At 67.9% G+C, this 21,880-nt stretch carries 19 protein-coding genes, 3 tRNA genes and 3 pseudogenes; 17 read left to right on the top strand and 8 right to left on the bottom strand.

Annotated elements, in window-relative coordinates; all coding sequences use genetic code 11:
* Positions 1 to 296: 296 nt before the first annotated feature.
* The 4 genes and pseudogenes from HDA44_RS38845 to HDA44_RS09435 all read left to right on the top strand — a co-directional run.
* Positions 297 to 1,724, top strand: a complete 1,428-nt coding sequence (locus HDA44_RS38845; protein WP_202887285.1) for a sensor histidine kinase — start codon at positions 297 to 299, stop codon at positions 1,722 to 1,724.
* 7 nt (positions 1,725 to 1,731) lie between these two features.
* Positions 1,732 to 1,953 (top strand): annotated as a pseudogene (locus HDA44_RS09445) (response regulator); the annotation flags it as partial.
* Positions 1,954 to 1,990: 37 nt separating this feature from the next.
* Complete coding sequence (locus HDA44_RS09440; protein WP_184844895.1) at positions 1,991 to 2,323, top strand: hypothetical protein; 333 nt, start codon at positions 1,991 to 1,993, stop codon at positions 2,321 to 2,323.
* Positions 2,317 to 2,751, top strand: a pseudogene (locus tag HDA44_RS09435) (LuxR C-terminal-related transcriptional regulator); the annotation flags it as partial. The gene HDA44_RS09440 and the pseudogene HDA44_RS09435, both read left to right, overlap by 7 nt.
* 4 nt (positions 2,752 to 2,755) lie before the next feature.
* Here the strand turns inward: HDA44_RS09435 and HDA44_RS09430 are convergent.
* Both HDA44_RS09430 and HDA44_RS09425 read right to left on the bottom strand, forming a co-directional pair.
* Positions 2,756 to 4,228 carry an alpha/beta hydrolase gene (locus tag HDA44_RS09430; RefSeq protein WP_202887284.1) on the bottom strand — a complete coding sequence of 491 codons (1,473 nt, stop codon included), beginning with the start codon at positions 4,226 to 4,228 and terminating at the stop codon, positions 2,756 to 2,758.
* Between the two features lie 136 nt (positions 4,229 to 4,364).
* A complete protein-coding gene (locus tag HDA44_RS09425) occupies positions 4,365 to 4,805 on the bottom strand; it encodes a pyridoxamine 5'-phosphate oxidase family protein (RefSeq protein WP_184833003.1) in 441 nt (146 codons plus the stop codon).
* Positions 4,806 to 4,901: 96 nt separating this feature from the next.
* Between HDA44_RS09425 and HDA44_RS09420 the strand changes: the two genes are divergently transcribed.
* From HDA44_RS09420 to HDA44_RS09405, 4 genes are all read left to right on the top strand, one after another.
* On the top strand, positions 4,902 to 5,771 hold the full coding sequence (locus tag HDA44_RS09420) for a sigma-70 family RNA polymerase sigma factor (protein WP_184833001.1): 870 nt from the start codon (positions 4,902 to 4,904) through the stop codon (positions 5,769 to 5,771).
* Positions 5,772 to 5,949: 178 nt separating this feature from the next.
* Positions 5,950 to 6,022 (top strand) — tRNA-Gly (locus HDA44_RS09415).
* Positions 6,023 to 6,071: 49 nt separating this feature from the next.
* Positions 6,072 to 6,145, top strand: a tRNA-Cys gene (locus HDA44_RS09410).
* A 25-nt stretch (positions 6,146 to 6,170) separates the two neighbouring features.
* Positions 6,171 to 6,242 (top strand) — tRNA-Val (locus tag HDA44_RS09405).
* A 522-nt stretch (positions 6,243 to 6,764) separates the two neighbouring features.
* On the opposite strand, the pseudogene HDA44_RS37095 reads toward HDA44_RS09405, so the two are convergent.
* From HDA44_RS37095 to HDA44_RS09395, 3 genes and pseudogenes are all read right to left on the bottom strand, one after another.
* Positions 6,765 to 7,154, bottom strand: a pseudogene (locus HDA44_RS37095) (formylglycine-generating enzyme family protein); the annotation flags it as partial.
* A gap of 12 nt (positions 7,155 to 7,166) precedes the next feature.
* Positions 7,167 to 7,424 carry a hypothetical protein gene (locus HDA44_RS37090; RefSeq protein WP_238352398.1) on the bottom strand — a complete coding sequence of 86 codons (258 nt, stop codon included), beginning with the start codon at positions 7,422 to 7,424 and terminating at the stop codon, positions 7,167 to 7,169.
* Between the two features lie 18 nt (positions 7,425 to 7,442).
* A complete protein-coding gene (locus HDA44_RS09395; RefSeq protein ID WP_184832999.1) occupies positions 7,443 to 8,906 on the bottom strand; it encodes an ArnT family glycosyltransferase in 1,464 nt (487 codons plus the stop codon).
* 124 nt (positions 8,907 to 9,030) lie between these two features.
* Between HDA44_RS09395 and HDA44_RS09390 the strand changes: the two genes are divergently transcribed.
* The 4 genes from HDA44_RS09390 to HDA44_RS37085 all read left to right on the top strand — a co-directional run bounded on the left by HDA44_RS09390 (position 9,031) and on the right by HDA44_RS37085 (position 14,317).
* Positions 9,031 to 10,107 carry a GntR family transcriptional regulator gene (locus HDA44_RS09390; RefSeq protein ID WP_184832997.1) on the top strand — a complete coding sequence of 359 codons (1,077 nt, stop codon included), beginning with the start codon at positions 9,031 to 9,033 and terminating at the stop codon, positions 10,105 to 10,107.
* A gap of 47 nt (positions 10,108 to 10,154) precedes the next feature.
* Positions 10,155 to 11,711: a sensor histidine kinase gene (locus tag HDA44_RS09385; protein WP_184832995.1), complete on the top strand. Its 1,557-nt coding sequence runs from the start codon at positions 10,155 to 10,157 to the stop codon at positions 11,709 to 11,711.
* Positions 11,708 to 12,370 carry a response regulator gene (locus HDA44_RS09380; RefSeq protein WP_184832993.1) on the top strand — a complete coding sequence of 221 codons (663 nt, stop codon included), beginning with the start codon at positions 11,708 to 11,710 and terminating at the stop codon, positions 12,368 to 12,370. The genes HDA44_RS09385 and HDA44_RS09380 overlap by 4 nt, the downstream gene beginning before the upstream one ends.
* A gap of 138 nt (positions 12,371 to 12,508) precedes the next feature.
* Entirely contained in the window at positions 12,509 to 14,317 is a 1,809-nt protein-coding gene (locus HDA44_RS37085) for a MinD/ParA family ATP-binding protein (protein WP_337905782.1), read from the top strand.
* Here HDA44_RS37085 and HDA44_RS09370 read toward each other — a convergent pair.
* Positions 14,289 to 15,173: a sigma-70 family RNA polymerase sigma factor gene (locus tag HDA44_RS09370; protein ID WP_184832991.1), complete on the bottom strand. Its 885-nt coding sequence runs from the start codon at positions 15,171 to 15,173 to the stop codon at positions 14,289 to 14,291. The two genes, HDA44_RS37085 and HDA44_RS09370, sit on opposite strands and share 29 nt — an antisense overlap.
* A 58-nt stretch (positions 15,174 to 15,231) precedes the next feature.
* Here HDA44_RS09370 and HDA44_RS09365 point away from each other — a divergent pair, with 58 nt between their 5' ends.
* Positions 15,232 to 15,900 (top strand): NAD(P)H-dependent oxidoreductase, encoded by a 669-nt coding sequence (locus tag HDA44_RS09365; protein WP_184832989.1) that lies wholly within the window; start codon positions 15,232 to 15,234, stop codon positions 15,898 to 15,900.
* Here the strand turns inward: HDA44_RS09365 and HDA44_RS09360 are convergent.
* Positions 15,852 to 16,496 (bottom strand): DedA family protein, encoded by a 645-nt coding sequence (locus HDA44_RS09360; RefSeq protein ID WP_184832987.1) that lies wholly within the window; start codon positions 16,494 to 16,496, stop codon positions 15,852 to 15,854. The genes HDA44_RS09365 and HDA44_RS09360 overlap by 49 nt on opposite strands.
* A gap of 215 nt (positions 16,497 to 16,711) precedes the next feature.
* Between HDA44_RS09360 and thrS the strand changes: the two genes are divergently transcribed.
* Positions 16,712 to 18,733 carry a threonine--tRNA ligase gene (gene thrS, locus HDA44_RS09355; protein ID WP_184832985.1) on the top strand — a complete coding sequence of 674 codons (2,022 nt, stop codon included), beginning with the start codon at positions 16,712 to 16,714 and terminating at the stop codon, positions 18,731 to 18,733.
* Positions 18,730 to 19,302 carry an HIT family protein gene (locus HDA44_RS09350; RefSeq protein ID WP_184832984.1) on the top strand — a complete coding sequence of 191 codons (573 nt, stop codon included), beginning with the start codon at positions 18,730 to 18,732 and terminating at the stop codon, positions 19,300 to 19,302. The genes thrS and HDA44_RS09350 overlap by 4 nt, the downstream gene beginning before the upstream one ends.
* Here the strand turns inward: HDA44_RS09350 and HDA44_RS09345 are convergent, their stop codons facing one another.
* Complete coding sequence (locus HDA44_RS09345; RefSeq protein ID WP_184832983.1) at positions 19,303 to 20,226, bottom strand: hypothetical protein; 924 nt, start codon at positions 20,224 to 20,226, stop codon at positions 19,303 to 19,305.
* 114 nt (positions 20,227 to 20,340) lie between these two features.
* Here HDA44_RS09345 and pgsA point away from each other — a divergent pair, with 114 nt between their 5' ends.
* Positions 20,341 to 21,000, top strand: coding sequence for a phosphatidylinositol phosphate synthase (pgsA, locus tag HDA44_RS09340; RefSeq protein WP_184832982.1), 660 nt, complete (start codon positions 20,341 to 20,343; stop codon positions 20,998 to 21,000).
* Positions 21,001 to 21,002: 2 nt separating this feature from the next.
* Positions 21,003 to 21,866, top strand: coding sequence for a phosphatidylinositol mannoside acyltransferase (locus HDA44_RS09335; RefSeq protein WP_184832981.1), 864 nt, complete (start codon positions 21,003 to 21,005; stop codon positions 21,864 to 21,866).
* The last annotated feature ends 14 nt before the right edge of the window (positions 21,867 to 21,880 follow it).

Here is a 21,880-nt window from a genome sequence, read left to right as displayed (position 1 = left end):
CGTTGCGGTCAGTTCCGTGTCATGGCCGCCATGTACTGACGGACGGGTAGTGGTTGGTCGTCTGGGTGTCGCGCGGGGGTGGTGGGCAGGTGGGAGGTGTGTGGGTCGGGGGCCATTACCCGTCCTTCCGTACATCGAGGCAGCGTCGCAAGTGTGTCGTGCCTTCGCTTGGCTTTGGGGTGCTCGGAGGGAGTGGCGTACTGCGGTGGTTTCCCCTCGCGGTCCACTTCGTCGGCCGGCGGGGCGTCGTTCTGTTGGAACGGGTTGGGGTGGTGGGTGGCTTTTATAGTGGCGGGATGCTGGTTGAGCGGGTTGAGGGGTGGTTGGGGTCGCATCGGGGTGTTGTTGATGGTGTAGGTGCTGGGGTGCTGGTGGGGGTGAGTTTGGGGATTGGGTGGGCGGTTCGGGCTCCTGGTGCCTACTACTTGTTCTCTGTGTTGCTTTTGGGGGCGGTGGGGGTTCGGCGGCGGTGGCCGGGGGTTTGTTTGGTTGTGGTGGGGGTGGTGGGGCTAGCGCAGTGGGTGGTGGTTCGGGACACGGTGGGGGCGCTGCCGGCTGATGTGGCGGTGCCGATTGCGGTGCATGCGGCTGCTGCGTACGGGGCGGTGTGGGTGGCGCGTACGGGGCTGGTGGCTGGGCTGGTGGGTGCCGTGCTTGGTGGGGTGGCTTGGCCGCGGTTAGTGGATTCGGTAGTTGCTCATCTGGTGATTGGTGGGCTGTTCGCGAGCATTGTGGTGGCGGCGTGGGCGGTTGGGTCGCTGGGGCGGGTACGGCGCGGGCAGGCGGTTGCTGCTGTCGAGCGGGCGCAGTTGCTCGAGGTGGAGCGTGGGCAGCGCGACCAGCTCGCCGTACTGGCTGAACGGGCTCGGATCGCGCGGGAGATGCACGACGTGGTGGCGCACTCGCTGGCGGTGGTGATCGCGCAGGCGGACGGCGGACGGTACGCGTCGACCCATGCAGCTGATGATCCGGCTATGACTGCTCTTGGCACGATCGGCAAACACGCACGTGAGGCGCTGGCTGAGACGCGGCAGATCCTCGGCGTACTGCGCACCGACGGCGGCCGTCCGGCATCTCCCGCAGCGGGTGTGGTGGGCGCTGGCAGTGAACGTCCGGCATCTCGCGCGCGGGGTGTGGTGGGGGCTGATGGTGGGCGCCTGGTGGGGCCTGTGCCTGGGGTTGGGGAGTTGGGTGGGTTGATTGAGCAGGTCCGGGCTAGTGGGTGGACGGTGGTGGCGGAGGTGGAGGAGCCGCCGTATCCGGTTGAGGCGGGGCTGGGGCTGACGGTTTATCGCATCGTGCAGGAGGGGCTTACGAACGTTATGAAGCATGCCGGGGTGGGGGCGACGGCTGAAGTGACGGTTCGCTGGACTGCGGAGGGTGTGGAGATTGCGGTCGCGGACGACGGTGGCGGGTCGCAGGCGGGAGTTGGAGCAGAGGCGGACACCGGAGCGGCAGCCGGAGCAAGAGCCGAGGTAGCAGCTGGAGCAGGAGCCGAGGTGGGAGCAAGGGCGGGGGCCCGGGCGGGAGTTGGGGTTGAGGTGGGGGCTGGGGTTGGTGGGGGGCATGGGTTGGTTGGGATGCGGGAGCGGGTTGCGGTGTATGGGGGGTCTGTTGGGGTACGGCGGCAGGGGGCGGGGGGATGGTTGCTGATGGCTACTGTTCCGGTGGCTGAGGGGTCGGCGGGGTGGCGGGGTTGGTCTGAGGCGGGCGGGGGGTCATGATCGCGGCATGACGCGGGTGTTGCTGGTTGAGGACCAGGAGATGGTGCGGGCCGGGTTTCGGATGGTGATTGACTCGCAGCCGGATCTGACCGTGGTTGGTGAGGCCGGTGATGGGCTGGCGGCGGTTGAGGCGGTACGGCGGTTGCGGCCGGACGTGGTTGTGATGGATGTCCGGATGCCCAAGCTGGATGGGATTCAAGCCACTGCGCGCATCATGGCGGGCGAGCCGTATCTTCCCCAGCCGAACCCCGGGGATGCTCGTCAGAGTGGTGGCGGCGGCGCCGGTCCAGGCGGTGCCGGCGGTCAACGCGGTGCCGGCGGTCAAGGCGGTGCCGGGGACGCTCGTCAGGGCGGTAGCGGCGGTGCCGGTCAAGGTGGGCCGGGCGCCCGTGGTCGGGACGCCGGTCAGGGCGGTGGTGGCGATGCAGGTGCCGCCGGTCCGGGCGGGCCAGGCGCTGGTGCCGGTGCTGGCGGTTGGGGCGGGCTGGGTGTCCGTGCAGGTGGTCATGGTGGGCTGGATGTTGGTGTGGGTGGTGGGCGGCTGGATGTGGGTGACGGTGGGAAGGGTGGGTTGGGGTGGGGGCGGCCGGCTGTGTTGATGTTGACTACCTATGACTTGGATGAGTATGTGTTGGCTGCTGTTCGGGCGGGGGCCAGTGGGTTCTTGTTGAAGGATGCGCCGCCGGAGGACATGCTGGCGGCGATTCGGACTGTGCATGCGGGGGATGCGGTGCTTGCTGCGTCTACTACGCGGCGGTTGCTGGATCAGTTGCTTCAGCAGGTTGCGCCTGCCGTTGACCCGGTCTCCGCGCGGGCGCTGGCGGGGCTGACTGCGCGTGAGCGGGAGGTACTAGAGGCGATCGCGCGTGGTTGGTCGAACGCGGAGATTGCCGAGCGGCTGACGGTGTCGGCCGGGACGGTCAAGACACATGTGAGCAGTGTGCTGGCGAAGCTCGGGCTGCGGGATCGCGTACAGGCCGTGGTGTTCGCCTATGAGTCCGGACTGGTCAGTCCCGGCCGAGCATGAGTTGTCAGCAGGTTAGGTCTCGTGGTGGGAGGTGGCCGTTGGATAGGTAGTTGTTGGTGGGGGTGTCGGCGCAGGGGGAGGCGCCGTAGACGCCGTGGCGGTAGCTGTTTTGGAGGGTGATCAGGCGGGAGCCGCGTAGGGCATGGTGCATGGCTAGCTGGCCGGGGTACGGCAGTGCTGGGTCGCCGGAGGCGCTCAGGATCAGGGCCGGACGGCTGTTGGCGATGGTGGTCGGCTGCTCGACCGGACTGGTCGGCCAGAACGCGCAGGGGTTGATGTCCCTAGCCAGCGGGCCGTAGAGCGGTTCGGTTGTCCGGTGTGCCTGGATGTCGCGGTAGTACGTCTCCGGGTCGCGGGAGGTGGCCCGGTCGGCGCACTGGTTGGCGGTGTTTGCGCTGAAGCTGAACTCCGGGATCACATCGGTCAGGTCGTACAGCTGGAAGCGCTGCTCCTGTGACGGCGTCGGTGTGACGACCAGTCCGGCAGCAGCATCACGCAGTACGCGTACCTGGGCGCTGAACTCGGCGTACGACGCATCAGTGTCGTCAACGGTCAGCAACAGACCAGGCAGCATCGCAGCGGTCACCTGGTGCGTACCGACCTGCACTGGTCCCCGCCTGGTGGCTGCTGCGATCCGGTCGACTGCGGCGAGTACCGCAGCTCTGGTAGTACCAAGCCGGTACTGCGCGTTGCGTTGAGCTGCCCAACCGGCCCAGTCCGCCAGCGCGGCTGCATCGGCCGGTGCGGTCTCGCGGGTCCAGTTCGGCCCGTAGTTGTCTGGTGCGTGCGCACTGTCCAGTACGAAACGATCGGCGTGGTCCGGGAACATCTGCAAGTACACCGCACCGAGGTACGTGCCGTACGAGACGCCGAAGTACGAGAGCCGTGGTACGCCAAGCTGCTCGCGTACGGCATCCAGATCGCGCGCAATGTTCCGAGTCGACGCGTACGGCAGCAGGTCCTTGTACGGAGCGCATCGCGCGGCCAGGTCACGCGCGACCGCGGTGCTCTTCCGGAAGTCCACCCGGGTCGGACTGCCGTACTGGACGCTCTGCAGGTACAGATTGGTCGGGTAGCCACACTCCAGCGGCGTACTACGGCCGAAGAAGCGTGGATCGATACCTACTACGTCGTACTTGGCGGCCAGCGACGGGTTCTTGTCCAGGAACCACGTCACGCCCTGCCGCGACGCCTCCGGTCCGCCGACATTCACCACTAGCGTGCCCTGCTTGTGCGCAGTGTCGGTCGCACTGCGCCGCGCGATCGCCAGAGTGATCTTGCGGCCGTTTGGAGCCGAGTAGTTCAGTGGCACCTGCAGCTCTGCGCACTGCGCTCCCGCTGTGTCCAGACTGGTGCCGACCTCGTCCTCCGGTCCTGTGCTGCACTTGTGCCACGCCAGCTGGTCCGCCTGCGCGGGTGCAGTCCCTGGTAGCAACAGGGACAACCCAGCGACCACAGCCGTGCCGATGATGCGCATCTCGAGCCTCCTACGTCGGTACATGACGCCGGAAGCGTAGGTACGGCAGACACTCCAACTCATCGGTGCGCAGACCTAACTTCGGCACTGCGGCTCTGTCCCGCGACCTACTCACCTATCTGTCGCAGGACAGAGGTCACACCAGCCAACGGCCGCCATCCATCAGTACGCGCTCCTTCAGCTCGTTCACTTCGCGCCAGGCCATGATGCGCGTCGGCGTGACCCGGAAGAACGGGTAGTTCGCCAGCGGACGCGGATCGAAGCCGGCCTTCACAGCGAACGCCTCGCCCTCCGCCTCCGTCGGCTCGACCACAGCGGCAGTGCCACTCACGTGGATGACGTCCCGCACCTCCCCCAGCGTCAGCTGCAGCACCGGATTGGCCAGCAGGTTCCGGCCGGTCGGATTGGTCCTGGCCGTCGACAGCAACAGCGTCCCGGCACTCCACAAGAACGAGAGCGGCATCAGGTACGGCGTGCCGTCCGGCGCGGCTGTGGAGATCCAGGCGTCGACGTCCTGCTCCAGCCGGTGCAGCGTGTCCTGCTTGCGTGCTGGCAGCGGGCGCGGTGATGCCGTCATCAACTGATCCTCCGGTGTCACATCTGGCGTCGGTACTCCGTCAATCGGATGACGGCGCTCGGCCGGTCAGTGTGACATGCGGAGGAAGTGGTTCAAATGAGTGGCGAGGACTGGCTGGCGACACGGTTCGAAGCGAACCGGAGCCACCTGCGGTCCGTGGCGTACCGGATCCTCGGCTCCGAGCCCGAAGCGGAGGACGCGGTGCAGGAGGCGTGGATACGGCTCAGCCGCAGCGAGACCGCCACCATCGACAACCTCGGCGGCTGGCTGACGACAGTGGTCGGGCGGATCTGCCTCGACATGCTCCGGTCCCGTCGCGTCCGGCCCGAGCGACCCGTGCACGACCACTCGCCGACGATCGCCGACGAGGTGGCGCCGGACCCCGAACTCGCCGCTGTACAGGCCGATTCCGTCGGGCTCGCGCTGCTCGTCGTACTCGAGACGCTGACGCCGGCGGAGCGGTTGGCGTTCGTCCTGCATGATCTGTTCGCCGTACCGTTCGACGACATCGCGCCGATCATCGGCAAGACACCGGCCGCCGCGCGGCAGATCGCCAGCCGGGCCCGGCGCCGGGTTCGCGGTACGCCCGAACCGGCCGGCGCCGACCTGCTCCGGCAGAAAGAAGTCGTGAACGCGTTCCTCGCCGCCGCCCGCCACGCCGACTTCACCGCGCTGCTCGAAGTCCTCGACCCCGAGATCGTCCTGCACGCCGACGCCGGCGCCGCGCAGTACGGAACCGAGACGACGCTGTCCGGTGCCGCCGACGTCGCCCGGATGTTCCTCGGCCGGGCCGCGGCCGCCCGGCTCGTACTCGTGGACGGAATCCCTGGCCTGGTTTGGATGCGGCGCGGCGAACCGTTGATTGTGTTCTCTTTCACGGTCGCCGGCGGGCGTGTCGCGAAGCTCGAACTCCGAGGCGATCCGGCGTACCTCGAGAACGTCGATCTGGTGCCCTTGAAGGGCTGAAACGGCGGCGTGGCGAGTGGACAGAACGGGTGGGACCAGTGTGACTTCAGAGGCGATTTCCAGGCTCGGCGTGGGGGTCGCCGGGTGCTGCGGAATCCGGTTTTTAACCCGGCCAAAAGTGCGCTACTGTTCTGCTCTCGCACCGAGTTGGACAGCACGAAGTACAGCCCGGAGTGATGCGGACGTAGCTCAGTTGGTAGAGCGCAACCTTGCCAAGGTTGAGGTCGCCGGTTCGAACCCGGTCGTCCGCTCGGAGAGGATTCGGCGAGTCACCTTCCTCGAAGATGGCACGGCCTCTGTGGTGGAGTGGCCGAGAGGCGAGGCAACGGCCTGCAAAGCCGTGTACACGGGTTCGAATCCCGTCTCCACCTCCAACAGCTACATCAGCTCCAACAGCTTGGACGATTGGCGCAGCGGTAGCGCGCTTCCCTGACACGGAAGAGGTCACTGGTTCGATCCCAGTATCGTCCACGAAGGCGATGGGCGAGGTGTGCGGCATCCTTACGGATGCTCGCCGCCTCGCCTTCGTCGTTTGTGCGGCTGCGCTTCGCTTGCCGCGGGCGGGGGCTCCGCCACCCGCACCCCCGTTCGTGCCTTCGCTTCGCTCGGCACCCCCCAGACGGTGGCTGGGCGCCACGGTCAGCTTCCCGCGGTGGTTACCCATCACGCGCGGCTCTCCGGCAGTGGTTACTCGTCGCGGTCGGCTCTCCCGCGGAGGTTGCTCATCGCGGTCAGGTTCCCGCGTGTGGTTGCTGGTTGTGGTTGGCCGGGGTGGTCGGGCTTCCGGTCCGTGGGCGGTGCGCGTGGCGTACACCGGGGTGTACGCGCGGACACCTGCTGGTTGAGGGTGGTTGGGCTGGGGCCGGGTGGGGGTGATGATCGCGGCGTTAGGCGTTAGGCGTTAGGCGTTAGGCGTTAGGCGTTAGGCGTTAGGCGTTAGGTGTGGGGAATGGCGTTGGGGTAGGCGTTCGGCGGTTGGCGTGGGGAATGGCGTCAGGCGTGAGCGTGAGGCTGGCGTTGGTGGGGATTGGGGTTAGGGGTGTTGGGGGTGGGGATGGATTGGGCCAGGCGGAGGCCTAGGTCTTCTATTTTTAGGGTGGGGTGGGAGCGGCGGCGGACTGTGGAGCCGATGGAGCGGGGGAGGTCGGCGTGGCCGCCGCCTCGGAAGATTCGGTAGGGGCCGTAGGTGTGAGGGTCGTAGAGGTCCCAGCACCATTCCCATTGGTTGCCGAGCATGTCGTGGAGGCCCAAGGGGTTGGGGAGTTTCTGGCCGGGTGGGTGGAGGTGGCCGGCGGAGTTGGTGGCGTACCAGGCGATGTCGTCCAGGGGGCCGTAGCGGCAGGCGGGGGTGCCGGCGGTGCAGGCGTGTTGCCATTCGGCTTCGGTGGGGAGGCGTTAGCCGGTGGACGTGGTGTCCCAGTGCACGTCCTCGCCGTCGATCGTGTATGCGGGGGACAGGCCGGCGTCCTTCGACAGCTGGTTGCATAGGGCAATCGACTCGTACCAGCTGATGTCGGTACGGGGCAGTCCGTCGGGCCGGGTGACCGGGTAGCGGGCGAGCCGGAACGGTGGCAGGTCGATGTGCCAGCGTCTGCCGGTGCGGTCGTCGCGGAGGAAGATCAGGCCGGCTGGGATGTCAACCAGGTCGAGCATCGTCCAGCCGTACGGCGGTCAGTAGAACTGGCGGACCTTCGGCCACAGCGTGGACCACGGCTCGGTGGGCCCGTCGCACAGGACCAGTGCGGTGCCGTCCTCGTCGTTCGAGACGATGCTGTCGATCTTGCCGACCTGGGTGCAGTTGCGGAAGTACGTCTCGAAGCGAGGGGTCCGGTCGAGTTCGATGAGTAGGACCGGGCCGGTGTTGGAGTCCGGTGGGCGGGCCCAGTCCGCGAAGCTCATGTGCGGGGAGTACACCTGCGGCAGCCCGTACGAGGCGCCGTAGCGCACCACGGCCCCGGCCTCGCCGTAGTTACCGGCGAAGAGTGTCGCGGTCGACCGCTCCGACGGCGGGACCTTCGCCCAGGCGGCGGCGACGGTCGACACGAACGCCGGCCAGCCGATCTGCTCGCCCTGCTCTTTGTTGACCGGGATGACGAGATCAGCCGCCGATGCAGGTAGAAGAGGGAGCGTGAAGAGCGCTGACGTCAGCGCGGTCAGGACCAGCCCGACCACAGCCCGTACGCGGTGCCGGTCGCCCCAGCCGATGAGCGGCTCGCAGCCGGCCGCGACCAGCACGAGCAACAGGGGCAGGGCGTAGTACGACTTGCCGCCGGTGGCCAGTACGGCGATGCACAGCACCGGGTACGCCAACGCGATGGAGCGGGCCCAGGGGAGGTGGCGCCAGATACGGAGGAAGCCGGCGATCCAGATGGGTACGAGGAACGGCGACAGCTGCAGGATCTGCAGTGGGATGAACATGATGCGGTTCTCGGTGCCGTCGTCTTCGCTGATGCCGCCGGCCACCTTCAGTTGCGGCCAGTCGTGCTGGAACTGCCAGAGGCCGTTCGGCAGCGCGATGAGGCCCGCTAGCGCGACCCCGGCGAGCAGCCACCAGGACCGGAGTACGCCGCGCGGTCCGACGACCAGGAGCGCGATCAGCAATGCACCGACTGGCAGCACGACCAGGTACTTGTTCTCCAGCGCAATACCGACAGTAGCGCCGAGCGCGAGCCACCAGCGCCCGTCACCGGTGCGCAGCAGCTTGACCGCGAACAGACCGATCAGCATCCAGGCGAGCAGGTCGTACGTGGAGGTGGACACCATGTGCCCGACGCCGAGCACGTACCCGGACACGGCCGCACAGACGGCGGCCAGCACCTGTCCACGCCGGTGGCTGCCGAACTCGCGGGCGATCAGCGCGACCACGATGACTGTCACGACCGCGCTCAGCGTCGACAGCACCCGCAGGCCCATCACGGTGTCACCGAACAGCGTGGTGGAGACACGGGCGATCAGGGGCGTCAGCGGCGGCTGGTCGATGTACCCCCAGCCGAGATGGTGTGCGGCGACCAGGAAGTACAGCTCGTCGCGGTGGTAGCCGTACCGGCCGGACAGCGCGGTCAGCACGGCACCGAAGACTACAGCCACGGCCAGCACGGGCCGAGCGGCAAAAGCAGGCACCGACAGGCGGGTCATGCCCGGAATGTTGTCAGCCGACAGGTCCCGCCGCCAGATCAAAAGCCGAAGGGCTGAGAGCCGGCTGGAGCGTGGAGGGATGATTGGATGGGTTGACCGGATTACTCGTGAGGGGACCGCTGGCGTGGTGCTGCTGTACGAGCGGGTTTGTGGTCATGTGCTGGAGCAGCTCCGGCGTGGGGCGTTGCGGCCGGGGGACCGGGTGCCGTCGGAGATGGAGCTGGCGGCGCAGTTCGGGGTCAGCCGGATCACGTCCAAGCGGGCGCTGGAGGTATTGCGCGAGGCCGGGCTGGTGGAGCGCATCCGTGGCAAAGGCACGTTCGTCGTACGCCGGCTGCCTGACCTGACCGATCTGAGCGTGCCGCTCCGGCCGGGCACGCGCCGGGACGCGCGGTCGATCGCACTGATCGTCCCGGACATGTCGGAGGCGTACGGGCTGGACTTGCTCAACGCCATCGAAGAGCGCTGCGCGGAGTACGGCGCGCACCTGGTCGTTCGGCGTACGCATGGACGCCAGTCCGACGAGGAGAAGGCTGTTGACTCGCTGGTCTCGACTGTGGACGGTCTGATCGTCTTCCCGGTGCACGGTGACTTCTACAACGCCAGTCTGCTGCGGCAGGTGCTCGACGGGTACCCGGTGGTGCTCGTGGACCGCCACCTGTCCGGCATCCCCGTGGCAGCCGTACTGACAGACAACGTGGCAGCCGCCCGCGCGCTGACAACCCGCCTGCTCGACCAGGGCCACGAGCACATCGCCTTTGTCTCCCCGCCTCCCGTGAACACGTCCTCCATCGAGGACCGGCTGGAGGGCTTCCGTACGGCGTTCAGCGAGCGTGGTCACCCGTACGAGCTGACTGACCTGCGAAGCACTCTCCCCGGCTCAACCACCACGGACAGCGTCCGAGCGGACATGGATGTACTACGTGCATTCCGCGACAGCCGCCCGGAGGTGACCGCGTACTTCGCGTGTGAGTACAACCTGGCCCGGATGGTCGACCGGGCGCTCGGGGGTGACCGCGTGGTCGCCTGCTTCGACTCACCGGGTGACTCCATCGGCGGACCGCCGTTCCTGCACGTACGGCAGAACCAGACCGAGATGGGACGCCGAGCGGTCGACCTACTACTCGCGCAGCTGCGTGACGAACCGGTGCAGAACCTCTCGTACGTACCGTTCGAGCTGGTTGACCCGGAGCGAACCTGACTTTCGGCAGTAGGAGGCGGTCGCCGCGGCTGTGTAGCGTCTACGCCATGATGTGGCGGCGCCTGGGGGACGTGGGTCTGTGGGCCGCGGCCAGTCTGCTCGTACTCGCGGAGAGCGGCGCGCGGCAGGACCCGTTCTGGTTCCGGGCGTCCTGTCTCGCTGTGCTGGCAGTTGCGGTTGTCACTCGGCGTAGATGGCCACTGGCAGCGCTCGTACTGGTCGCCTGGACCGAAATCATCATTCTGGCGTTCGCACTCGGTACGGCGAGCGGTGTGCAGATCGCACTGGTTCCAGCGATCAGTCTCTTGAGCTATCTGGCCGGACGGCGGGAGACACAGCTCCGGCACTTCGTACAGCTCTGTGTCGGCTCGTTGGTTGGCATGCTGGTGCTCTCCCTGACCATGCGGAAGGACGCGCAAGCCACTGAGGCCGTACTGACGTGGCTGCTGATGCTCCTGCTGGCACTGCTACTGGTTGTACTGCCGTGGCTGATCGGGCGCTACCGGGCGCAGCAGGCCCTACTGGCTACTGCGGGCTGGGAGCGGGCGGAGCGGATCGAACGCGAGCAGCAGCTCGAGATCGGTCAGGAACGGCTGCGCGAGCGGTCCAGGATCGCGGAAGACATGCACGACTCCGTCGGTCATGAGCTGAGTCTGATCGCGCTACGCGCAGCTGCACTGGAGCTGGACCCCACACTGCCCGAGGAGCACCGCCGGGCGGCGGGGGAGTTGCGGGAGTCCGCTGCGATGGCGACAGAGCGGCTGGGCGAGATCGTAGGAGTGCTCCGTGATCAGGACGCACCGACGATGCCGCACGACGAATCAGTGCAGGCACTGGTCGAGCGAGCAGCCGCCTCCGGGCTGGCCGTGCAGCTGGTCGACGAGGCCGACGGTGAGCTGGCGCCGATGGTGGACCGCGCCGTGCACCGGGTAGTACAGGAGGCGTTGACCAATGCGAGTAAGCACGCGCCCGGCGCCGCGGTCACTGTCACCGTGACCTCGCGTGAGGACGCCGTACAGGTGGAGGTCCTGGACAGCGGTGCGACGCGTTCGGTAGACGCACCGTCCGGTGGACACGGTCTGGCCGGTCTGCGTGAGCGGGTCCGGTTGGCCGGAGGCACGCTCACTGCTGGACCGCGTACGCCCAGTGGGTTCGCGGTGACGGCAACCATGCCGCGTGCCGGTGGCCGACCGGAGCCGCAGACCGCTGCGGTAGAACGCGCCACGGTACGACGGAGTGCGCGGCGCGGTCTGATCACTGCGATCGCCGCGCCCGCACTACTCGGTGCGGCTGTTGGGGCGGTTGCCCTTGGCTACTACCTGATCGCCGGCTACAGCGCGATCCTGCGACCGGCCGAGTACGCCGGGCTGACCGTCGGCCAGTCGGAGGCTGACGTGGCGAAAGTACTGCCACGAATGGAGATGGTCGATCCGCCAGCGGAGCGCGAGCGACCGCCGGCCGCGTGGAGCTGCAGGTACTACAGGCCGGCGCCACCGTTCTCCGCCACCTACGTGTACCGGCTGTGCTTCTCGGACGGCGCACTGGTTGACAAGGCAGTTGTACAGAGTGGATCGGTCACACCGACGCCGGAAGGAAACAGATGATCAGGGTGGTACTGGCCGACGACGAGGCGATGGTACGAGCCGGTGTGCGCGCGATTCTCGGTACTGACGACCAGATCGACGTTGTTGCCGAGGCAGCCGACGGGGCCGAAGCGGTTGACGCGGTACTGAAGCATCGGCCCGATGTGGCCGTACTGGACATCCGGATGCCGCGAATGGACGGTCTGGCAGCCGGTGCCGAGATCCGGCGTACCTGTCCGGACACTGCCGTGGTCATCCTCACGACCTTCTCCGAAGACGCGTACATCGCCAGAGCCCTCGGTGACGGCGCCAGTGGGTTCTTGTTGAAGTCAGGCGATCCGCGGGAGCTGATTGCCGGGCTGAAGGCGGTTGCTGAAGGTGCCGCGTACCTGTCGCCGCGGGTCGCGCAACGAGTGATCGCTGAGCTCAGCTCGGGTGCAGGCGGTGGTGCGATGGCACGGGCTGCTGCCGCGAAGGAGCAGGTCAGCGCACTGACGCCACGGGAGCTAGAGGTACTCGGACTGGTCGGAGCGGGGTTGTCGAACGGGGAGATCGCGAGACGGTTGTATCTGGTCGAGGGGACAGTGAAGGCGTACGTCAGCGCTGTACTGCTCCGGCTCGGTGTGAAGAACCGGGTCCAGGCGGCGATCGTGGCGTACGAGGCCGGACTGGTGACCTGAACAAACGCTCCGGGTGGTGACGTTGTGAGGACACCGGGTCATGGGATAGTGGACCCTCCCGGAGACCTCACCCTCCGGACCACCAGCAAGCCTCAGGGGCCCAACCCGCCCCCTCTAGCAGAATCGGGGACCCAGGTCGTGACCGACTCGCACAACTCCGGACAGCACAAGGACCGGGAAGCGGCGGCGGCCGAGGTCCGGAGAATGTGGCAGCCGACCCCCTCCTGGACCCAGCCGGACCCGAACGCCGACGCCGAGTCCGCCGAGGACACCGAGACCGACGCGCTGTCGGAGGACTTCTCCTCCGGTGACACCAACTGGTCCCGTCCGGTGAATCAGCCGGCACCGTGGACGCAGCCGAACCAGCCGGCTCCCGCCGCGCCGACCGCGTCGTGGGCGCAGCCCGCCGCGGACCCCACTGCCGCGTCGTGGACGCAGCCGGAGGAAGAAGACGACGCGCTGTCGCGGGCGGCCGATGGGCTTGGCGGCGCTGGCGCGCGGGCCGGGGAGGACGGGGACGGTGAGCACGGGGCAGGTGGCTCTGCGTTCGGCGGTTCGTCGTTCTCGACCGGGGGCGGCGCGGGCGGCGGTCTTGGGCCGGACGATGCGGGGTTCGGGCAGCCCGCCGGTGGCGAGCCTGGCCAAGGCGGCCAGGCAGGTCAGTCCGGGCGGGGCGGTCTGGCTGGGCAGGACACCCAGGCCGGCCAAGGCGGCCTGACCGGCGATGGCGGGCAGCCCGGGCAGAGCGGTCCGGCCGGACAAGACGCGCAGCTTGGGCAGAGCGGACTGGCAGGACAAGACACGCAGGGCCGTCTGGCTGGGCAAGACGCGCAAGCTGGGCAGGGCGGTCTGGCTGGGCAAGGCGGACAGGCTGGTTCAGGTGCTGCGGCTGGTGCAGCCGGGCAAGGCGCGCAGGCCGGGCAGGCCGGGGCTGGTGGGCAGGGGTTGTCGCCGGCGGCGCAGGCGTTTTTCCCGCAGGGGGTGCCGGGGCAGCAGCATCAGCAGCCGCAGAACCTTTCGTACCGGTCGGACGAGCTGCTGCAGGCGCTTCCGTTGCCGCGGGAGGCTCCGGCTGAGCGGGGTGTCCGGAGCGTACTGAAGCTACGCCCGGGCAGTTCGGAGCGCTCCGAGCGGATCGCCCGTGCAACCGCGGCGACCGCGTTCCGTCGCCCGGTGACGATCGTCGTGGCGAACCCGAAGGGTGGTTCCGGCAAGACGCCGACCACGCTGCTGCTCGCCGGTGCGCTCGGCCAGGCCCGTGGCGGCGGCGTGGTCGCCTGGGACAACAACGAGCTGCGCGGCAACATGCACCTGCGTACGCACGACACGAACTCGCGGTCCACCGTCACGGACATGCTGCAGGCGATGCCGATGCTGACCCAGCCGGACGCCCGGCTCGGTGACGTCGCGGCGTACCTGCGGCACCAGGTGTCGGGCCAGTACGACGTGCTGACCTCGGCGACCACGACGTATGCGCAGATCGAGGCCAAGGACTTCGACCAGATCCACCGCCTGATGAGCCGGTTCTACAAGGTCCTGGTGATCGACACCGGGAACAACGAGGGCTCCAGCAACTGGCGCGAGGCGATGAAGGCGGCCGATGCCCTGGTCATCCCGATCAAGTGGAAGAGCCTGTCCTGCGCCGCGGCCGTGCAGATGCTCGAGGAGCTGGACAACCAGGGCCCGGAGGCGCAGCGGCTGATCCGTCGTGCCGTGATCGCGGTGTCGAACGGTCCCGGCGACGTCAACAAGGAGGTCGAGAAGCAGCTCCGGCCGTACTTCGACTCCCGCGCTGCCGCTGTCGTGGACATCCCGACCGACATGCACATCGCCGCCGAAGGTCCGCTGGACCACTCCGCGCTGCAGCCGGCCACCCGGCGCGCCGCACTGGAGCTGGCGGCCAGGGTGTCCGAGCAGATCACGAAGTCGCTGAACACTCCGCGCTGAGAACAGCAAGCCGCAGCCGGCTGAGGCGGTCCGGATCAGCTACCACGTCGTACGACGTGATCCGGTCCGCCTCGCTGGTGAACGAGATAGCCAAGAACAGCCGTCCACCAGGTGCCAGCACCAGTCCGACCTGGCCGTTGACCAGCGCGAGTTCTGCCAGCTGAGAGCGGCTCGACAGCAGCACGGTCCCTTCTGCGACTGCCCGTGCACCGCGCAGCTCCGCCGACATTCCAGGAGCCAGTGCGGCCGCGTCAACGCGTCGTACGACATCCGGAGCCAGCACGGCGAGTACGGCGGCGAGGTCGCCTGCCCGGGCCGCGTCAAGGAACGCAGACACCACCCGACGCTGCCGGGCCAGTTCAGTTGGTGAAACGGCCGGAGTGCCCTGTACGCGCTGCCGCGCGCGGCTGGCCAGCTTCTTGGTGGCCACTGGTGTCCGCTCCACGATGGGAGCGATCTGCGCGAACGGTACGGCGAACATGTCGTGTAGTACGAACGCGATCCGCTCTGCCGGTTCGAGTGTGTCCAGTACGACGAGCAGCGCGCGGCTGACAGAGTCCGCGACCAGCGCCTCGTCTTCCGGTGTACTACGTAGCGCGGGCACTTCCTGCAGCTCCTCAGGACCGGACAACTGCTCCGGACGGATCTTGCGCGCACGCAGCTCGTCCAGGCAGATCCTGGTGACCACAGTGCGCAGCCAGCCGCCGAGGTTGTCCACACCATCGGTGCGGTGCAGCCGAATCCACGCCTCCTGCACCGCGTCCTCAGCCTCGGCATGCGATCCGAGCAGCCGGTACGCGACCGCCTTCAGCTTGCCGCGCTCCGCCTCGAACGCCTCGATCAGTCCGTCGCTCACCGGTCACCTTTCCACGCCGTATGCCGTCACCCAGTCTGACGACCACGAGACAACGAAGGTGACCACCGTGCTCCACCTGGACTGCAGTGCAAATGACACCGCCGAGTCGGTGACCAGGCAGCTGACCCGCGCGTACGCGGACCGCTGGCTGGCATCACACAGCTCGGCCGACTACCGCTACCGCGACCTCGCCGCCGAGCCGATCGCCCCGATCGACACCGCGTACTGCCAGCTCGGCCGCCGCTCCGAGAGCCTTGGCACGGTTCCGCTGCCGGCAGTCGATCAGCTCGTGGAGACAGCGGCTGAGAGGGAGGCGTGGCAGCTCACTCGTCCGTTGATCGATGAGATACGAGCGGCCGAGCTGTTGTTGATCGGGACGCCGCTGTACAACTACTCGCTGCCAGCGGCACTGAAGGCGTGGATCGACAGGGTCAGCTTCCCGGGGGCGTTCGCCGGTGGAGCACTCCACGACACCAAGGTTGTGGTGATCACGGCGAGCGGGGGAGCCTACGGCGCGGGGACCCCACGGGCCGGCTGGGATCACCAGACGCCGTACCTGCGGGCGTACTTCACCAACCACGGCGTCCAGCACGTCACGTTCATCCGCGCCGAGCTCACGCTGACCGGCTTGGTCGACAGCCTGGCTGACCTGAAACCGCTGGCGGAGGAGTCGTTCGCTCAGGCTTGGGATGAGGTCATCTCGGGCTCAGGCTCGACCTTAGGTTGACTCTTCTTCAGGCGGTGCCGGACGAGTTCGACCACCAGGGTCACGCCGAGGGCGAGGCCGATGCCGAGGATGACGCCCTTCAACGGGTTGTCCTCGAACGCCTTCCCGCCGATGTAGCCGACCAGCGTGCAGTACACGCCCCAGCTGATCGCCGCGAGGCCGGCGTACGGCGAGAAGCGGCGCAGCGGGTACCGCACCGAGCCCATCGTCAGCGTGACGGCGGTCCGGCCACCAGGCACGTACCGCGCGACCACGAGGACGAGCCCGCCGCGCTCGGCGAGTGCGGTACGTGCCCACATCACGGCGTTGTGCCGCTTGGTCCCCGGTTTCACCCGGTCGAGCATCCGCCCACCGGCACCCCGCCCGAGCGCGTACGAGATGTGGTCGCCGATGAACGCGCCGATCGCCGCGACCGCGATCACCGCGAACAGGTTCGGCTCGCCGGTCGACGCGGCGAAGACACCGGCCGTGACGACGAGAGTCTCGCTCGGGACCGCCGGGAAGAACCCGTCCAGCGCCGCGAACCCCCACAGCGCGAGATAGATCCACCACGAAGACATCAGTTCCCCGGCGAAGTGCAGGATCGCGGAACTCATCCACGTCCTCGCTTCGCTCCGGGCGCGGATGAGGCACGAGTCACGCTGTGTTGGATGATGACCTCGCTTCGCTCGCTCATAGCAACGAACCTATGAAGAGAGAGCAGGTCGGCACATCGGACGAGCGGCTGGTCCCGACCCCTACTTTCGTCAGGTCAGTCGATACCATCTGTGCGTGACCGGCATTTCCGCCGGGCGAGACCTGAGGAGTGAACGTGTCGGAAGTCAAGGTCCAGCTGGTCGGCGTCGAGGGCGAGGCTGAGCGGAGTGTGACCGAGACGACGACGATCGGGGAGCTGTTCGCCGGGATCTTCGGCCAGGACCGCTCCGCCATCGCCGCCCGGGTCAACGGTGAGCCGCGGGACCTGTCCCGGGTGGTCGCGGACGGCGACCGGATCGAGCCGGTCAAGGCCGCCTCGGCGGACGGCCGGGCGATCATCCGGCACTCGACCGCGCACGTCCTCGCGCAGGCGGTCCAGGAAGTCTTCCCGGACGCCAAGCTCGGCATCGGCCCGCCGGTGGAGAACGGGTTCTACTACGACTTCGACGTCGAGACCCCGTTCACGCCCGAGGACCTGACCACGCTCGAGAAGAAGATGCAGCAGATCATCAAGGAGCGGCAGCGGTTCAGCCGCCGGGTGGTCTCCGACGACGACGCGCGCACCGAGCTTGCCAAGGAGCCTTACAAGCTCGAACTGATCGGCATCAAGGGCTCCGCGGCGGACGCGGCCGAGGGCGCGAGTGTCGAGGTCGGCGGTGGCGAGCTGACCATCTACGACAACATCCGCCGCGATGACAGCGTCGCCTGGAAGGACCTGTGCCGTGGGCCGCACGTGCCCGCCACCGGCTACCTGGGCAACTTCAAACTGATGCGGACCGCCGCGGCGTACTGGCGGGGCAGTGAGAAGAACCCGCAGCTGCAGCGCATCTACGGCACCGCCTGGGAGAGCAGGGACGAGCTGAAGGCGTACCTGAGCCGCCTGGAGGAGGCCGCCAAGCGCGACCACCGCAAGCTGGGTACGGAGCTCGACCTGTTCAGCTTCCCGGACGAGATCGGCTCCGGGCTGGCGGTGTTCCATCCGAAGGGCGGCGTGCTGCGCAAGGTGATGGAGGACTACTCCCGCCAGCGCCACGTCGAGGACGACTACGAGTTCGTGTACTCGCCGCACATCACCAAGGGCCAGCTGTTCGAGACGTCGGGCCACCTGGACTGGTACGCCGACGGCATGTACCCGCCGATGCACCTGGACGAGGAGCGTGGCGCGGACGGGCAGATCCGCAAGCAGGGCCAGGACTACTACCTGAAGCCGATGAACTGCCCGATGCACAACCTGATCTTCGCCGCGCGGGGCCGTTCGTACCGGGAGCTGCCGCTGCGGCTGTTCGAGTTCGGCACCGTGTACCGGCTGGAGAAGTCCGGTGTGGTGCACGGGATGACCCGGGCGCGTGGGTTCACGCAGGACGACGCGCACATCTACTGCACCCGTGAGCAGATGCGCGACGAGCTGCGGAACCTGCTGACGTTCGTGCTCGGTCTGCTCGCCGACTACGGTCTGGACGACTTCTACCTCGAGCTGTCCACCAAGAACCCGGAGAAGTTCGTCGGCTCCGACGAGGTCTGGGAGGAGGCGACCGAGACGCTCCGGGAGGTTGCCGAGGGCTCCGGTCTCGAGCTGGTCCCGGATCCGGGCGGCGCGGCCTTCTACGGCCCGAAGATCTCCGTCCAGGCCAAGGACGCGATCGGCCGGACCTGGCAGATGTCGACGATCCAGCTGGACTTCAACCTGCCGGAGCGGTTCGAGCTGGAGTACACCGCGCCGGACGGCTCCCGGCAGCGGCCGGTGATGATCCACCGGGCCTTGTTCGGTTCGATCGAGCGGTTCGTGGCGGTGCTGACCGAGCACTACGCCGGCGCCTTCCCGCCCTGGCTGGCGCCGGTCCAGGTGATCGGCATCCCGATCACCGACGGCCACGTCGACTACCTGTTCGAGATCGGCAAGCAGCTCAAGGCAGAAGGCATCCGGGTCGAGGTGGACGCCTCCGACGACCGGATGCAGAAGAAGATCCGGAACGCGCAGAGGGCCAAGACGCCCTACATGCTGATCGCCGGTGACGAGGACATGGCCGCCGGTTCGGTCTCGTTCCGGTACCGCGACGGCACCCAGAAGAACGGCGTACCGATTGCGGCCGCCGTCGCCGAAATCGTCGAGGCCGTCAAGAAGCGCGTCCAGGTATGACCGAAGACCGTCCCGCCTCGCCGTACCAGCCGGAGGAGTTGGTGCGGCAGGACGGGGTCGGGGTGCCGGATCCGTTCATGCGGTTGTGGACGCCGCACCGGATGGCGTACATCGAGGGTGAGAACAAGCCGACCAGCGCCGAGGCGGGATCGGGTTGCCCGTTCTGCCGGCTTCCGAGTCAGCCGGACGCCGATGCGCTGATCGTGCATCGGGGCGAGGCGGCGTACGCGGTGCTCAACCTCTACCCGTACAACCCGGGTCACCTGATGGTCGTGCCGTACCGGCATGTGGCCGACTACACCGAGCTGTCCGGCGCGGAGGTTGCCGATGTCGCCACGCTCACCCAGCAGGCGATGCAGGCCGTACGCACCGTCTCCGGCGCGCACGGCTTCAACATCGGCATGAACCAGGGCGAGATCGCGGGTGCCGGGATCGCCGCGCACCTGCACCAGCACGTCGTACCGCGCTGGGCCGGTGACACCAACTTCATGCCCGCGATCGCGCACACGAAGGTCCTGCCGCAACTGCTGTCCGACACCCGCGCCCTGCTCGCGAAGTCCTGGCCCTAGTTACTCACCGAACAGCTTCGGGTCGCTGTTCTCGTGCCAGGCGAACGGCACCGGGTCGGCGAACGTACCCGGTGCCTTGCCGAGGCCCTGGATCACGGTCGCGCCATGCCCGACCGCGTACAGGTAGCCGGCGCCGGTGTCCTTGTCGATGCCGAGTAGCAGCGTGCCGTTGGTGCCGCACCGGGCGCCCATCATCGCCTCGAAGCCCTGCCACGTGGCGGTCCTGACCTTCTTCACCACTGGCTTCATCGGCGATGTCGTCGGGATGTGTACGGTCAGCAGCGCGCCGTCCTTCCCGTTCATCAGGAACGTGTCGTACGTCTTGGTCTGACTGATCAGCGCCATGCTCTTCACCCCCGCGTACCCACCGGCCGTCCCGCTCGGCTTCCAGGACTGCCGGCCGCCGGTGGACGTGATGTTCCACCGGTGCAAGGTGCCGTCGCCCGCCAGGCCGTACGCCGTCTGCCGCTCGGTTGTCGGCGACAGCAGCACCTGCGATCGCTCGATCGCGCGGTACCCACCCCAGCCGCCGCCGATCCGTTCCCAGTGCGGGTACAGCCCGCCGTTGCTGGTGATCGCGTACTGCCCGTCGTACAGGGTGTTCTGCGTGTCGACCACCAGCCCGTGATGGCCGATGTCTGGATTCTCGGCGCCGCGTCCTTTGAACCAGCTGCTGCTCAGCCGTACCAGTCCGGCCGGCCAGAGGCCTTTCGCGACCGTCCGGTTCTCGGTCCGGGTGATCGGCTTGGTCGCGGCGAAGGTCTGAATCCGGTGGTCGCCCTGAGCGGTCATCGCGCCGGCCGAGATCCGGCAGGCCGTCGCCGTCGTCGTGTACTGGGCCGCCGTCGCAGGCGTCGCCTGCAGCAGCCCAGTCGTGAGTACGCCGACCGCCAGCAGGCCGGAGTACTTGGTCCAGGTGTTCATGGTTCCCCCTCCACTGTGTGAATGGAGATTGGATGCTGGTCTGGACCGGAAAGTTGGCCGCGGCGGGGAGCCTGTCACCGGATGGTGATCTGGCTGGACTACGATCGCGTCGCCATGCTTAACAGATTCCGGCAGTTCTGGACCAAGGTGATCACGCCGATCGCCACCCTCCTGCTCAAGCTCGGCGTGAGTGCCGACATGGTCACGCTGGTCGGCACCATCGGTGTGTCCGCCGGAGCGCTGATCTTCTTCCCACGCGGTCAGCTCTGGATCGGCGTGGTGGTGATCACCTGTTTCGTCTTCTCGGACCTGATCGACGGCTACATGGCCCGGACCTCGGGTACGTCGTCGAAGTGGGGGTCGTTCCTCGACTCGACGCTGGACCGGATCGCCGACGGCGCGATCTACGGCGGCCTGGTGCTGTACTACGCGAACTCGCGGGCCGGTGACTCGACCCTGATGGCCGCCGTCACGCTGTGGGCGCTGGTGATGGGCGCCGTCACCTCGTACGCGCGAGCCAAGGCGGAGAGCCTCGGGCTGAAGGCGAGCGGCGGGCTGGCCGAGCGGGCCGACCGGCTGGTCTTCACGCTGATTCTGGCCTTCTTCTCCGACCTGCTGAACCTGCCGATCCTGCTCGAGCTGGTGATCTGGTACGTCGCGGCGGCGAGCACAATCACCGTCGTCCAGCGTTCGCTGTCGGTCCGCAAGCAGGTGCTGGCCGACCCCGCGAACGCCGGGCTCGACACCCCGCCGGCGGAGCCGAAGACCGACTGACGATGGACGGTCTGAGGCACCGGGCGGTCGACCTGGCTTTCGCGCTCGCCTGGACCCTGGTCCGCAGGCTGCCCGAAAGCACTGTCAGCTGGCTCTTCCGGCAAGCCGCCGACCGCACCTACCGCCGCAACGGCCGGGGCGTACGGCGGCTGCGTGGCAACCTCGCCATCGTCTGCCCGGACGCCACCGACGCCGAGCTGGACGACCTCACCCGCGCGGGCATGCGCTCGTACCTGCGCTACTGGCAGGAAGCCTTCCGCCTGCCCGAGTGGACCGACGCGGAGGTCGTCGGGCGCGTACGCACGGTCAACGAGAAACTGCTCCGCGACGCCCACGCGGCCGGACGAGGCGTCATCTGCGCGCTGCCACACCTGGCCAACTATGACCACGCGGGCGCCTGGGCCGGACTGACCGGCATGCCGGTGTCGACCGTCGCCGAACGCCTGCAACCGGAATCTCTGTTCGACCGCTTCATCGAGTACCGCAAACGGCTCGGCATGGAAGTGCTCCCGCTGACCGGCAGCGACCAGGACGTCACCGGCGTACTGGCGGATCGCCTGCGTGCGGGCGGTTTCGTCTGCCTGGTAGCCGACCGGGACCTGTCCGAGCGCGGCGTACCCGTCACGTTCTTCGGCCAACCGTCCCGGATGCCGGTCGGCCCGGCCGCGCTGAGCCTGAAGACCGGCGCGCCGCTGATCCCGGCGACCCTGCACTACGACGGGCCGGAGCTCGTCATCACCTTCCACGACACCATCGAGCCGGACACCGCGGCCGAGATGACCCAGCGCTGTGCCGACGCGTTCGCGATCGGGATCGCCGCGCACCCGCGGGACTGGCACATGCTGCAACGGATTTTCCTGAACTAGCAACCACCGAGGGA

Origin of the sequence: Kribbella solani (assembly GCF_014205295.1) — a bacterium.
GTDB lineage: Bacteria > Actinomycetota > Actinomycetes > Propionibacteriales > Kribbellaceae > Kribbella > Kribbella solani.
Note: the sequence above shows the minus strand (reverse complement) of the source record. Positions and strands in the feature narration are given on the sequence as shown.

Coding starts and splice junctions, on each gene's coding strand:
- HDA44_RS09425 (WP_184833003.1), bottom strand. CDS start 4,805: ATGACGGCATCACCGCGCCCGCTGCCAGCACGCAAGCAGGACACGCTG.
- HDA44_RS09395 (WP_184832999.1), bottom strand. CDS start 8,906: ATGACCCGCCTGTCGGTGCCTGCTTTTGCCGCTCGGCCCGTGCTGGCC.
- HDA44_RS09380 (WP_184832993.1), top strand. CDS start 11,708: ATGATCAGGGTGGTACTGGCCGACGACGAGGCGATGGTACGAGCCGGT.
- HDA44_RS09430 (WP_202887284.1), bottom strand. CDS start 4,228: ATGCGCATCATCGGCACGGCTGTGGTCGCTGGGTTGTCCCTGTTGCTA.
- HDA44_RS09350 (WP_184832984.1), top strand. CDS start 18,730: ATGACCGAAGACCGTCCCGCCTCGCCGTACCAGCCGGAGGAGTTGGTG.
- HDA44_RS09335 (WP_184832981.1), top strand. CDS start 21,003: ATGGACGGTCTGAGGCACCGGGCGGTCGACCTGGCTTTCGCGCTCGCC.
- HDA44_RS09385 (WP_184832995.1), top strand. CDS start 10,155: ATGATGTGGCGGCGCCTGGGGGACGTGGGTCTGTGGGCCGCGGCCAGT.
- HDA44_RS09345 (WP_184832983.1), bottom strand. CDS start 20,226: ATGAACACCTGGACCAAGTACTCCGGCCTGCTGGCGGTCGGCGTACTC.
- HDA44_RS09420 (WP_184833001.1), top strand. CDS start 4,902: ATGAGTGGCGAGGACTGGCTGGCGACACGGTTCGAAGCGAACCGGAGC.
- HDA44_RS09360 (WP_184832987.1), bottom strand. CDS start 16,496: ATGAGTTCCGCGATCCTGCACTTCGCCGGGGAACTGATGTCTTCGTGG.
- pgsA (WP_184832982.1), top strand. CDS start 20,341: ATGCTTAACAGATTCCGGCAGTTCTGGACCAAGGTGATCACGCCGATC.
- HDA44_RS38845 (WP_202887285.1), top strand. CDS start 297: ATGCTGGTTGAGCGGGTTGAGGGGTGGTTGGGGTCGCATCGGGGTGTT.
- HDA44_RS37090 (WP_238352398.1), bottom strand. CDS start 7,424: ATGCTCGACCTGGTTGACATCCCAGCCGGCCTGATCTTCCTCCGCGAC.